Source organism: Saccharopolyspora sp., from assembly GCF_017434145.1.
Taxonomy (GTDB): Bacteria; Actinomycetota; Actinomycetes; order Mycobacteriales; family Pseudonocardiaceae; genus Saccharopolyspora_C; species Saccharopolyspora_C galaxeae.
In genome coordinates this window covers 1-11,451 of the sequence record NZ_JAFRFW010001003.1, presented here as the reverse complement: position 1 = coordinate 11,451, position 11,451 = coordinate 1, and the positions used below count along the sequence as shown (strand labels likewise).

The 11,451-nt window shown below is 70.4% G+C and carries 10 protein-coding genes and 1 pseudogene; 6 read left to right on the top strand and 5 right to left on the bottom strand.

Annotated elements, in window-relative coordinates:
- Positions 1–130, top strand: a pseudogene (locus IJH84_RS27365) (4-(cytidine 5'-diphospho)-2-C-methyl-D-erythritol kinase); the annotation flags it as partial.
- Positions 131–164: 34 nt separating this feature from the next.
- Positions 165–1,952: an ABC-F family ATP-binding cassette domain-containing protein gene (locus tag IJH84_RS27360; RefSeq protein ID WP_295150699.1), complete on the top strand. Its 1,788-nt coding sequence runs from the start codon at positions 165–167 to the stop codon at positions 1,950–1,952.
- 212 nt (positions 1,953–2,164) lie between these two features.
- On the opposite strand, the gene IJH84_RS27355 is transcribed toward IJH84_RS27360, so the two are convergent.
- Entirely contained in the window at positions 2,165–2,626 is a 462-nt protein-coding gene (locus IJH84_RS27355) for a nuclear transport factor 2 family protein (RefSeq protein WP_200069250.1), read from the bottom strand.
- An 87-nt stretch (positions 2,627–2,713) separates the two neighbouring features.
- On the opposite strand from IJH84_RS27355, the gene IJH84_RS27350 reads away from it, so the two are divergent.
- Both IJH84_RS27350 and IJH84_RS27345 read left to right on the top strand, forming a co-directional pair.
- Positions 2,714–3,280: a TetR/AcrR family transcriptional regulator gene (locus IJH84_RS27350; RefSeq protein WP_295150693.1), complete on the top strand. Its 567-nt coding sequence runs from the start codon at positions 2,714–2,716 to the stop codon at positions 3,278–3,280.
- Positions 3,281–3,463: 183 nt separating this feature from the next.
- Complete coding sequence (locus tag IJH84_RS27345) at positions 3,464–5,113, top strand: fatty acyl-AMP ligase (protein WP_295150690.1); 1,650 nt, start codon at positions 3,464–3,466, stop codon at positions 5,111–5,113.
- 15 nt (positions 5,114–5,128) lie between these two features.
- Here the strand turns inward: IJH84_RS27345 and pth are convergent, their stop codons facing one another.
- Together pth and IJH84_RS27335 are read right to left on the bottom strand one after the other, a co-directional pair.
- On the bottom strand, positions 5,129–5,704 hold the full coding sequence (gene pth / locus IJH84_RS27340; RefSeq protein ID WP_200069253.1) for an aminoacyl-tRNA hydrolase: 576 nt from the start codon (positions 5,702–5,704) through the stop codon (positions 5,129–5,131).
- 110 nt (positions 5,705–5,814) lie between these two features.
- Positions 5,815–6,444 carry a 50S ribosomal protein L25/general stress protein Ctc gene (locus IJH84_RS27335; RefSeq protein ID WP_295150687.1) on the bottom strand — a complete coding sequence of 210 codons (630 nt, stop codon included), beginning with the start codon at positions 6,442–6,444 and terminating at the stop codon, positions 5,815–5,817.
- 553 nt (positions 6,445–6,997) lie between these two features.
- Here IJH84_RS27335 and IJH84_RS27330 point away from each other — a divergent pair.
- Together IJH84_RS27330 and IJH84_RS27325 are read left to right on the top strand one after the other, a co-directional pair.
- Positions 6,998–8,317, top strand: coding sequence for an Nramp family divalent metal transporter (locus IJH84_RS27330; protein WP_200069255.1), 1,320 nt, complete (start codon positions 6,998–7,000; stop codon positions 8,315–8,317).
- A 76-nt stretch (positions 8,318–8,393) separates the two neighbouring features.
- The gene (locus IJH84_RS27325; RefSeq protein WP_295150683.1) at positions 8,394–9,008 is read left to right on the top strand and encodes a malonic semialdehyde reductase; all 615 of its coding nucleotides are present in this window, start codon (positions 8,394–8,396) and stop codon (positions 9,006–9,008) included.
- Positions 9,009–9,089: 81 nt separating this feature from the next.
- Here the strand turns inward: IJH84_RS27325 and IJH84_RS27320 are convergent, their stop codons facing one another.
- Positions 9,090–10,061: a ribose-phosphate diphosphokinase gene (locus tag IJH84_RS27320; RefSeq protein ID WP_295150679.1), complete on the bottom strand. Its 972-nt coding sequence runs from the start codon at positions 10,059–10,061 to the stop codon at positions 9,090–9,092.
- A 37-nt stretch (positions 10,062–10,098) separates the two neighbouring features.
- Positions 10,099–11,451 (bottom strand): bifunctional UDP-N-acetylglucosamine diphosphorylase/glucosamine-1-phosphate N-acetyltransferase GlmU (gene glmU, locus IJH84_RS27315; protein WP_295150676.1); only part of this gene is annotated, 1,353 nt, incomplete at its 5' end.

Genomic DNA, 11,451 nt, shown 5'->3' with positions numbered 1-11,451 from the left:
GGTCGCCGCTGAGCTGTCCGGCGCGGGCGTGTGCCGCACCGTCCGCGTCGCGCAGGGCCCGGTTCCGGGCGCCCGGATCATCGGCGACGACCGGGCCGACCGGCCCACGCCGCCGCAGGTGCACGCCTGATCACCCCTCGTTTTCCTGGAGTACCGCAACCCCGATGGCCAATCTGATCAACCTCGAATCGGTGCGCAAGAGCTACGGAGAGCGCCCGCTGCTGGACGGCGTCTCGATCGGCATCGGCGCCGGGGAGCGGATCGGCGTCGTCGGCCTCAACGGCGGCGGCAAGACGACGCTGCTGGAAGTGATCTCCGGCAGCGAGGAACCCGACTCCGGCCGGGTCAGCCACCAGCGCGACCTGCGGCTGGCGGTGGTCACCCAGCGCACCGAACTGCCGCCGGGCTCGACGGTGCGCCACGCGGTGCTGGATCCCCACGGCTTCACCGCCGAGCACGAGTGGGCCGCCGACGCCCGGGTGCGTTCGGTGCTGACCGGGCTCGGCATGACCCGGCTCGGGCTGGACACCCCGGTTGCCGACTTCTCCGGTGGTGAGCGCCGCCGCGTCGCGCTGGCGGCCGCGCTGGTGCGCGACCTGGACGTGCTGGTGCTCGACGAGCCCACCAACCACCTCGACGTGGAGGGCGTGCGCTGGCTCGCCGATCACCTGATGGAGCGCCGCTGCGCACTGGTGATCGTCACGCACGACCGCTGGTTCCTGGACACCGTGTGCAACCGCACCTGGGAGGTCACCCAGGGCAGGGTCGAGCAGTACGAAGGCGGCTACGCGGACTGGGTCTACGCCCGCGCGGAACGCGCGCGGCTGGCCCAGCAGGCCGAGGAGAAGCGGCAGAACCTGGCGCGCAAGGAACTCGCCTGGCTGCAGCGCGGTGCGAAGGCCCGCACCTCGAAACCGCGGTTCCGGGTGGAGGCCGCCGAAGCGCTCATCGCGGACGTCCCGCCGCCGCGGGACACCGTGGAACTGGTGACCTTCGCCAAGCGCCGGCTCGGCAAGACCGTGATCGAGCTGGAGGACGTGGACCTGCGGATCGCCGATCGCACCCTGCTCGACGACGTGACCTGGCGGATCGGGCCGGGTGACCGGATCGGGCTGGTCGGCGTCAACGGCTCCGGCAAGACCACGTTGCTGCGGCTGATCGCAGGTGAGCGGGAGCCGGACGCGGGCAGGCGCATCGAGGGCAAGACAGTGCGGCTGGCGCACCTGACCCAGGAACTGCACGACCTGCCGGGCAACTGGCGGGTGCTGGAGGCGATCGAGGACGTCGCCGAACGGGTGCAGCTGGGCAAGTACGAGCTCACCGCCTCCCAGCTCGGCGAACGGTTCGGGTTCGGCAAGGGCAGGCAGTGGACCCCGGTCGGCGACCTCTCCGGCGGTGAGCGGCGCCGGTTGCAGCTGGCGCGGCTGCTGATGTCCGAACCGAACGTGCTGGTGCTCGACGAGCCCACCAACGACCTCGACATCGACACCCTGCAGCAGCTCGAAGATCTGCTGGACGGCTGGCCGGGCACGCTCGTCGTGGTCTCGCACGACCGCTACCTGGTGGAGCGGGTGTGCGACACGGTGCTGGCGCTGTTCGGCGACGGCAGGCTCACCCACCTGCCCGGCGGCATCGAGGAGTACCTGCAGCGGCGGCATTCGCTGCTGGCCGCGGGTGGTGGCGACGTCGGCAAGCAGGCCGCGGACGTGGTCGAGGCGAAGCCGGACAAGCTCTCCGGCGCCGAGGAGCGGGCCGCGCGCAAGGACCTGGCGAAGCTGGAACGGCAGCTGGACAAGCTGGGCAAGCGGGAGCAGGAGCTGCACGCGCGGCTGGCCGAGGCCGCTACCGAGCCGGACAAGCTGCAATCGCTGGGCGCCGATCTGCAGGCGCTGCAGCAGGAGAAGGACGACGTGGAAGCCCGCTGGCTCGAACTGGCCGATCAGCTCGACTAGGTGCGTGAGGGCTGGACGTTGGTGACGCCGTCTCGGAGGCGAGATGCTGGCGGCCTCTCACCTGCTCCGCTGTGCGGGCGGGGCGGCGTCGTCCCTCGATGGACAGGGGCGCATTGGCGTGGAGCACAGCGTTTCCTATAGACGACACGAGTTCGGTGGGCTCAGACGGTCGTGTTGCCTGAGCCCACCGACTAAGGGACGTGGTATCGGCACTACCGGAGTGGGATGTCGACGCCGTACTCGCCCGTGGGCCGGGGGCCGTGGATGCGCCGATCGGCTTCAGTGATAGCGACGTCGTTGATGCTCGCCTCGCGGCGCCGCATGAGTCCGTGCTCGTCGAACTCCCACAGTTCGTTGCCGTAGCTGCGCCATCGCTGGCCTTCTGCGTCGTGACACTCGTACTGGAAGCGGACAGCGATTCGATTTTCGCGGAAGCCCCAGAGGCTCTTACGCAGCGCGTAGTCCAGTTCGCGCTCCCACTTCCGGGTCAGGAACGCGATGATCTCCTCGCGGCCGCGGACGAAGATGTCACGGTTCCGCCACGTCGAGTCCGGCGTGTAGGCCATGGCCACCTGGTGCGGGTCACGGGTGTTCCATGCATCTTCAGCTGCCTGGACCTTCTGCAGGGCCGCCTCCTGCGTGAACGGCGGGTACGGCGGACGATCTTCCGGCATTGCAGTCTCCCATCGTTGAGAACGACCGTTCTCTATCGGCGGAGTCTACGATAGGGAACGTACGTTCTCAACGCCAAGGAGCTTCGGATGCCAGCCCCGATCACTGAGGAGCAGAACCGTTTGGACCGCGACGCCCTGCTCGACGCAGCAGAACGGCTGTTCTACGAGCAAGGGATCCAGGCGGTCGGCATGGATGAGGTCCGTGCTGCATCCGGTCTGCCTCTGAAGCGGATCTACCGATCCTTCGCGGCGAAGGAAGACCTCGTGGTGGCGGTGCTCAGGCGTCGCGATCAGCGATGGAGAGCAAGCCTGGCCGCCCGCGTGGAGGCGGTCGTAGATCCCTACGAGCGCGTACTCGCGATCTTCGACTGGCTTGCCGAGTGGTTCGCAGAACCCGGCTTCCGCGGATGCGCCTGGATCAATGCCTACGGCGAACTGGGCCCCGCATCCGAGGCGGTGCGAGCCGAAGTCCGGTCGCACAAGCGGGCATTCCACGACCAGGTCGCGGTGTGGGTCCATGCCACCGGGCTGGCGGTGGTTGAACCGGTTTTCCTGCTCGCTGAAGGAGCCATCGTGACGGCCGGCATCAGTGGCGACCCCGCCCCAGCCCGCCACGCACACGCAGCCGTCGCGACGTTGCTCGGAACCCCTTGATTACAGCCACGCCGTCAACAACGTCTTTGCCCGCAACAACTAGGGATCGTGCTGCGGCCTCGCGAGCCGGGCGATTTCTCCAGGGGTGGTTTGCGGCCGTGCTGTCTCGGACGTCCCGATGTGGCTTCGGTGGCCGGAACCGAGCTGTTCCGGTGTTCGCCCGTTCGACGTAGGCTTCGTCACATGAGCCGGTTCGTGGACGGGATCGTGGCCGCGGCGCGGGAGAACGCCGGACCGGGCGCGCGGGGGCTGGTCACCGGCGAGCCGGACCGCCCGCGGCGGCGCACCTGGAACCAGGTGCACGACGAGGCCACGCGGGTCGCCGCCGCCCTCAGCGCCGAACTCGCCCCCGGCTCGGCGGTGGCCGTGCTGGCCGCCGATCCCGGACTGATCGCCCCGGCGGTGCAGGGCGGGTGGTTGGCCGGTTGCAGCGTGACCATGCTGCACCAACCGACCCCTCGTACCGACCTGGCGGAGTGGGCGCAGGACACGCTGCGGGTGCTGGCCATGATCGACGCGCGGCTGGTGCTGCTCGGCCCGCCGTTCGAGCAGTTGGCCGGGGTGCTGGACGAGAACGGCGTCGAGCATCGTGACCTCACCCAATGGGCCGCCTACGACCGGCGGCTGGACGAGCCCGTGCCGGTCGGTGAAGACGCCACCGCGCTGCTGCAGCTCACCAGCGGTTCCACCGCTGAACCGAAAGCCGTGCGGATCACGCACGGCAACCTGGACGCCAACGCGGCCGCGATGGTGGCCACCGCCCGGCTGGACGCCGAACGCGACGTGGCGGTCTCCTGGCTGCCGCTGTTCCACGACATGGGCATGGTCGGCTGCCTGACGGTGCCGATGTCGATCGGCATGGAGGCGGTCAAGGTCACTCCCGCGGACTTCCTGGCTCGCCCGCTGCTGTGGCCGGAGCTGATCAGCCGCTACGGCGGCACCGTCACGGCCGCGCCGAACTTCGCCTACGCCGTGACCGGACGCCGGATGGCGCGGGCCGAGGACGGCGAATTCGACCTCTCCAGCCTCCGGTTCGCGCTCAACGGAGCCGAACCCGTGGACCCGGAGGCGGTGCGCGCGTTCACCGGCGCGGGCGCCCGGTTCGGCCTGTCCGGGACGTGCATGGTGTGCGCCTACGGGATGGCGGAATCGACGCTGGCGGTGTCCTTCGCGCCGCTGGACCGCGGCGTGGAAGTCGACGAGGTGGACGCCGATGCGCTGGAGCGCGAGCGGCGCGCGGAGCCCGCGAGCACCGGCCGCAGCCGCTCGTTCGCGCTGCTCGGGGAACCGTTGCCGGGGCTGGAAGTGAAGGCGGTCGACGACGCGGGCGAGGCGCTGGGGGAGCGGGCTGTCGGCGAGCTGCGCATCCGCGGCGCCCCGGTGACGCCCGGATACCTCACCGCGAGCGGCCCGCTGCCCGCGCAGGACGCCGCAGGCTGGCTGCACACCGGTGACGAGGGCTACCTGGTCGGCGGGCAGGTGGTGATCTGCGGACGGCGCAAGGACGTGATCATCATGGGCGGCCGGAACATCTTCCCGGTGGACGTGGAACGCGCGGCGTGCGAAGTGGACGGAGTGCGCGCGGGCAACGCCGCGGCGGTCCGGCTGGACGCGGGCGATCGGCGGGAACGGTTCGCCGTGGTGCTGGAATCGAAGTCCGCCGGAACCGGCGAAGCGGAGAAGGACCTGCGCAAGGCGGTCGCCGCGCGGGTCGTGGACGCAGTCGGGGTGCGACCGGCCGCGGTGGTCGTGCTCGCACCGGGCTCGCTGCCGAAAACCCCGTCCGGCAAGCTCCGTCGCGCCGCCACCGCCGAGCTCGTGCCCGCCTGCTGAGGACGCCGCGGCCGCTCAGTGGAACTGGTTCTGCGCCGGTTCCAAGCCGTGCGCGGCGAGCGCCTCGGTGGCGTCCGCGCACAGGTCGACGAAGTACGCCAGTTCCTTGCGCTGGGCCCCGGAGAAGTCCTTGAGCACGTAGTCCGCCGGATCCATCCGCCCCGGCGGCCGGTCCACGCCGAAGCGCACCCGCAGATACTCCTTCGTGCCCAGCGACTTGGTGATCGAACGGAGCCCGTTGTGCCCGTTCTCCCCGCCGCCGCGCTTGAGCCGCACGGCGCCGTGCGGCAGGTCCAGCTCGTCGTGGATCACGATCAGCGACTCGGGCGGGAGCTTGAAGAACTTCACCAGTCCGGCGACCGGCCCGCCGGAGAGGTTCATCAACGTCCGCGGCTTGGCCAGCACCACCCGGCGCTGCCCGAGCCTGCCCTCCACCACCTCGGCGTTCGCCTTGTGCGCCTTGAACTTCCCGCCGATCCGGTCGGCGAGCTCGTCGGCGACCAGGAAACCGGCGTTGTGCCGGTTGCCCGCGTAGCGCGGGCCGGGATTGCCGAGCCCGACGATCAGCGCGGGCGGTTCGGGAGTGCTCACCTGATCGTTTCCCTCGGACGCACCGCCGAAGCGGCGGCGGATGAATGCGATGGCCCGGCCGGGACCGGGGCGCGGTGCTCGCCGCGTCCCGGTCACCGGCGGGTCGGAGCTCACTCGCTCGCGGTCTCCTCGTCGGAGGCTTCCTCGACGACGCCTGCGCCCTCGGTGTCCAACTCGGACTCCATGTCGGCGGCGGTCGGCGCCTCGGAGACGCTGATGATCAGCGTCTCCGGGTCGGCCTGCAGCGTCACGCCGCGCGGCAGCTGCAGGTCGGAGGCGTGCACCTGGGTGCCGTCCTCGGCGTCCTGCACCGACAGCTCGATCTGCTCGGGGATGTGCAGCGCCTCGGCCTCGACCTCGACCTCGTTGGCGTCCTGGGTGACCAGGACACCAGGGGCCGGGTCGCCGGAGAGCACGACCGGCACGTTCACGGTGACCTTCTCGCCGCGCCGGACCAGCAGCAGGTCCACGTGCTCGATGTAGTTCTTGATCGGGTGCGCGGTCACGGTCTTGGTCAGCGCGAGCTCGCTGGCCGACCCGGCGACCTCCAGCGTCAGCACCGCGTTCTGCCCGTTCTCGCGCACGGCGCGGGCGAAGTCGATGGCGGGCAGCGACAGGTGCTTGGGGTCGGAGCCGTGCCCGTAGAGCACCGCGGGGATCTTGCCCGCGCGGCGGGTGCGGCGGGCGGCACCCTTGCCGAACTCGGTGCGCGGCTCGACGGAAAGACGTACCTCGGACACGGTGCTGCACTCCTCGTGAAGTCGGGCGGAATCGAAATGTCGGCGGCCTGCGGCGGCGGGTGCGACCGATGACGTGGCCGACGCCGTGCTCGCGAACACCGGCCCTGCGGGGGTCGGTGCCGCTCGCGGCCGGACAACGGCCGCGATGTGGGCGGCACCGGCGTCTCTCGCGGCCACAGGGGCGAACACCGTGCCGCCGCGTCGATCACGCCGGGTCGCGTACCCGGCCTCGCCGAGGCAACCCGAACAGTTTAGGAGCCGCCGCGCGGCAGCTGCTTGCTGGGGTACCGATCCGGCCTCGGCCGGTCTAACCGGATGATCCGCTGTGCCCGCGAGAACCGGGTGCACTCGACCCGTGCCGTGTTCACCGGCGGGTCGCGGCGGCCGACGTGCCGCCGGGTTCGCGCAGCTGCTTCCCGATCGGGTCAGCCGAGTTCGCGCCCGCCCGCTCGTCCGCGTGCGGTGGGTGTTCGTTCGTCCCTCGATTCAGCGACCGTCACGGTTTGGTCGCTTGCGGATGACCGCGGCACCGCCCGGCGTTAGTTTGACGCTCATGTCCGCTGACACCAGCTCCGGTTCCACCGAGGACCACGGGAGCGCGCAAGCCGGGGCCGAACCGGCCACCGGCTGGGCCGACCGGCTCCGGCAAGTCGGCCCCGGCATCATGGCCGCCGCCACCGGAGTCGGCGCGGGCGACCTGGTCGCGACGATGATCGCCGGTGCGCGCTACGGCTACGCCCTGTTCTGGGCGGTCGTGCTCGGCACGGTGTTCAAGCTCGCGCTGGGCGAGGCCGTCGGCCGCTGGCACCTCGCTTCCGAACGCACCATGCTCTCCGGCTGGCGCACGCTCGGCTCCTGGGCCACCGGCTACTTCGGCGCCTACATCGTGGTGTGGGGCTTCGTCTACGGCGCCACCGCGATGTCGGCATCGGCGCTGCCGCTGAACGCGCTGTTCCCGGTGCTGCCGGTCAGCGGATGGGCGATCGTCTGCGGCCTGCTGGGGCTGGGGCTGGTGTGGTTCGGCCGCTACGCGGTGCTGGAAAAGCTCATGACGGTGCTGGTCGGCGTCATGTTCGTGACCGTCGTGGGCACCGCGATCCTGGTCGGGCCGAACCTGCTCGAACTCGGCAAGGGGCTGGTGCCGACGCTGCCGGACGGCTCGGTCGCCTACGTGCTGGGCCTGATGGGCGGCGTCGGCGGCACGATCACCATGGCCGCCTACGGCTACTGGACCTTCGCGAAGGGCTGGCGCGGGCCGAAGTGGCTGCCGATCATGCGCACCGACAACGCGGTCGGCTACGTCACCACCGGGATCTTCGTGGTCGCGATGCTGGTCGTCGGCGCGGAGATCCTGCTCGGCCAGGACCTCACCGACAGCGACAAGGGGCTGCTCAACCTCAGCGACGTGCTCGCCGCGGACTACGGCCAATGGGCGCGGATCCCGTTCCTGGTCGGGTTCTTCGCGGTCGCGTTCAGCTCGGTGATCGGGGTGTGGAACGGGGTGAGCCTGCTGTTCGCCGACTGGTGGCGGACCTGGCGGCTGCCCAAGGAAGCCCCGGCCGAGACCGCCGAGACCTACGACCACAAGGCGGGGATGCACAGCACTCCGTACCGGCTCTACCTGCTGTGGCTGACGTTCCCGCCGATGATCCTGCTGCTGTTCGGCAAGCCGTTCCAGCTCACCCTGGTCTACGGCGTGCTGGGTGCGTTGTTCATGCCGTTCTTGGCGGGCACGCTGCTGGTGCTGCTGAACTCGCGCTCGATGATGCCGCCCGAGCACCGCTCCCGCTGGGTCTCGAACGTGCTGCTGGGGTTGTGCCTGGTGCTGTTCGTCGGGGTGGCGGTCAACGAACTCGTCGGCGCGGTGATGTGATCTCCGTCGCGGCTGGAATTCCGGCCGGTGCGCCGGATGTTCTGGCGGGCAAACACCGCCCGGACAGGAAGTGATCATGACCTCGACCGACCGCGCCGCAGCCTTCCAGCTCTCCGAGGACGCGCAGGACCTGCTGTTCCGCGCCGCCCGCACCGCGAACTCCTTCAGCTCCGAACCGGTCGACGACGAGCAGATCCGCGCGATCTACGACCTGGTCAAGTGGGGCCCGACCTCGATGAACCAGCAGCCGCTGCGGATCGCGCTGGTGCGCTCGGACGAGGGCAAGCAGCGGCTGCTGCCGCACCTGTCCGAAGGCAACCGGGCCAAGACCGAGTCGGCGCCGCTGGTCGCGGTCCTGTCCGCGGACACCGACTTCCACGAGAACCTGCCCAAGGTCTTCCCACACAAGCCGGACGCCAAGGACATGTGGGCGGGCGACGACGGGTTCCGCGCCGAGCACGCCAAGCTCAACGGCACCCTGCAAGTCGGCTACTTCATCCTCGGCGTGCGCGCCGCGGGGCTGGCCGCGGGCCCGATGACCGGTTTCGACGCCGCGGGCATCAACGCCGAGTTCTTCCCGGACGGCCGCGAGAAGGTCCTCGTCGTGGTCAACATCGGCAAGCCCGGCGAGAACCCCTGGTTCGACCGCCTGCCCCGGCTCGACTACGACGAGGTCGTCACCACGCTCTGACGGCCCGGAAACACCCGGCACGACACCGAAAAGCCCGGCCCCCGAAGCGGGGGACCGGGCTTTTCGGCGTTCTGGGGACGCTCAGGCGTGGCCGTTGAACAAGCTGGTCACCGAGCCGTCCTCGAAGACCTGGTGGATCGCTTCGGCCACCAGCGGGGCGATGGACAGCACCCGCAGCGTGGGGAAGTGGTGGTCCTCCGGGATCGGCAGCGTGTTGGTCAGCACGACCTCCTTCGCTCCGCAGGAGGACAGCCGCTCCACCGCCGGGCCGGACAGCACGCCGTGCGTCGCCGCGATGATCACGGCCTTGGCGCCCGACTCCAGCAGCTGCTCGGTGGCCTTGGTGATCGTGCCGCCGGTGTCGATCATGTCGTCGACCAGCACGCACAGCCTGCCCTCGACGTCACCGACGACGCGGTTGGCGACCACCTGGTTCGGTTTCGTGGGGTCCCGGGTCTTGTGGATGAACGCCAGCGGAGTCCCGCCGAGGTTGTCCGCCCACTTCTCGGCCACGCGCACCCGGCCGGAGTCCGGCGAGACCACGGTGATCTTCTCTTCGGAGTAGGTCTCGCGCACGTAGTCCGACAGCACCGTCTGCGCCAGCAGGTGGTCCACCGGCCCGTCGAAGTAGCCCTGGATCTGGTCGGTGTGCAGGTCCACCGTCATGATCCGGTCCGCACCGGCGGTCTTGAACAGGTCCGCCATCAGCCGCGCCGAGATCGGCTCGCGGCCCTTGTGCTTCTTGTCCTGCCGTGCGTAGCCGTAGAACGGCATGACCACGGTGATCCGCTTCGCGCTGGCCCGCTTGAGCGCGTCCACCATGATCAGCTGTTCCATGATGGCGTCGTTCAGCGGCGTGCAGTGCGACTGGATTACGAAGGCGTCGCAGCCGCGGACCGACTCGTCGTAGCGGACGAAGATCTCGCCGTTGGCGAACTTGTAGGCCGCCTGGGGCGTGACCGTCACGTCGAGCTGCTTGGCCACCTCCTCGGCAAGTTCCGGGTGACTGCTCCCGGAGAAGAGCTTCAAGCTCTTCTTCGGGGTCGCAGACATGGCACTCACGGTCATCGTCCCTCCCCGTTGACGCCCATCATCGGGAGTCACTGATCGGATTGGTGGTCAGGTCAGATCCCGACCGCTCCAGCGCCCGCTGAGCGGCCTGGTCGGCGGCGGTGTCCGGGCGGCGGCGAGCCACCCAGCCTTCGATGTTGCGCTGCCTCCCGCGGGCGACCGCCATGGCGCCCGGGGGGACGTTCTGGGTGATGACCGAACCGGCGGCGGTGTAGGCGCCGTCGCCCACCTCGACCGGAGCGACGAACATGTTGTCCGCGCCGGTGCGGGCGTGCGATCCGATCACGGTGCGGTGCTTGGCCACTCCGTCGTAGTTGACGAACACGGTGGCCGCGCCGATGTTGCTGTTCTCGCCGACCTCGGCGTCGCCGACGTAGGTCAGGTGCGGCACCTTGCTGCCCGCGCCGATCTCGGCGTTCTTGGTCTCCACGAAGGTGCCGATCTTGCCGTCGGCGCCGAGCCGGGTGCCGGGGCGCAGGTAGGCGAACGGGCCCGCGGAGGCGCCGGGGCCGACCTCGGCTCCCTCGCCGTGCGAGCGCACCACGGACGCGCCGGGCCGCACCGCGCAGCCGGTGAGCGTGGTGTCCGGCCCGATCACCGCGCCTTCGCCGACGCTGGTGCCCGCGCGCAGCTGCACGCCCGGTTCGAGCAGCACGTCCCGGTCCAAGGTCACGTCGCAGTCCAGCCACACCGAGGCCGGGTCGGTGACCGTGACACCCGCGCGCATCCAGTCCAGCACGAGCCTGCGGTTGAACTCCGCGCCGAGCCGCGCCAGCTGCACCCGGTCGTTCACGCCCTCGACCAGCCACGTGTCCGCGCACACCAGCGCGCCCACGGACTTCCCGTCGCCGCGGGCGATGGAGAGCACATCGGTCAGGTACAGCTCACCTTGCGCGTTGTCGGTGGAGAGCCGGGCCAGCGCCTCGGACAGCACCGCGGCGTCGAAGGCGTAGACCCCGGAGTTGATCTCGTCGATGGCCGCATGCTCGGCGGTCGCGTCCTTCTGCTCGACGATCCCGGTGACCTGCCCGGACCCGTCGCGCACGAGGCGCCCGTAGCCGGTGGGGTCCGCGACGACCGCGGAGAGCACGGTGGCCGCGTTGCCGTTGTCGTGGTGCTCGCGCAGCAACGCGCTCAGCGTCGTCGCGTCCAGCAGTGGCACGTCGCCGTAGCTGACCAGGACCGTGCCGGACGTGCGGTCCGCGAGCGCGTCGAGCCCGCAGGCCACCGCGTGGCCGGTCCCGAGCTGTTGGTCCTGCACGGCGGTGCGGACGTCGCGGTCCAGCTCGCCCGCGACGTCGGCGAGGTGCTCGCCGACCGCGTCCTTGCCGTGCCCGATCACGACGACGAGGTCCTCGGGATCGGTGCCCGC

What these genes read in the sequence shown, in the direction of transcription:
- IJH84_RS27330 (WP_200069255.1), top strand. Translation starts at nt 6,998, where the DNA reads ATGTCCGCTGACACCAGCTCCGGTTCCACCGAGGACCACGGGAGCGCG.
- IJH84_RS27360 (WP_295150699.1), top strand. Translation starts at nt 165, where the DNA reads ATGGCCAATCTGATCAACCTCGAATCGGTGCGCAAGAGCTACGGAGAG.
- IJH84_RS27325 (WP_295150683.1), top strand. Translation starts at nt 8,394, where the DNA reads ATGACCTCGACCGACCGCGCCGCAGCCTTCCAGCTCTCCGAGGACGCG.
- IJH84_RS27320 (WP_295150679.1), bottom strand. Translation starts at nt 10,061, where the DNA reads ATGTCTGCGACCCCGAAGAAGAGCTTGAAGCTCTTCTCCGGGAGCAGT.
- IJH84_RS27345 (WP_295150690.1), top strand. Translation starts at nt 3,464, where the DNA reads ATGAGCCGGTTCGTGGACGGGATCGTGGCCGCGGCGCGGGAGAACGCC.
- IJH84_RS27355 (WP_200069250.1), bottom strand. Translation starts at nt 2,626, where the DNA reads ATGCCGGAAGATCGTCCGCCGTACCCGCCGTTCACGCAGGAGGCGGCC.
- IJH84_RS27350 (WP_295150693.1), top strand. Translation starts at nt 2,714, where the DNA reads ATGCCAGCCCCGATCACTGAGGAGCAGAACCGTTTGGACCGCGACGCC.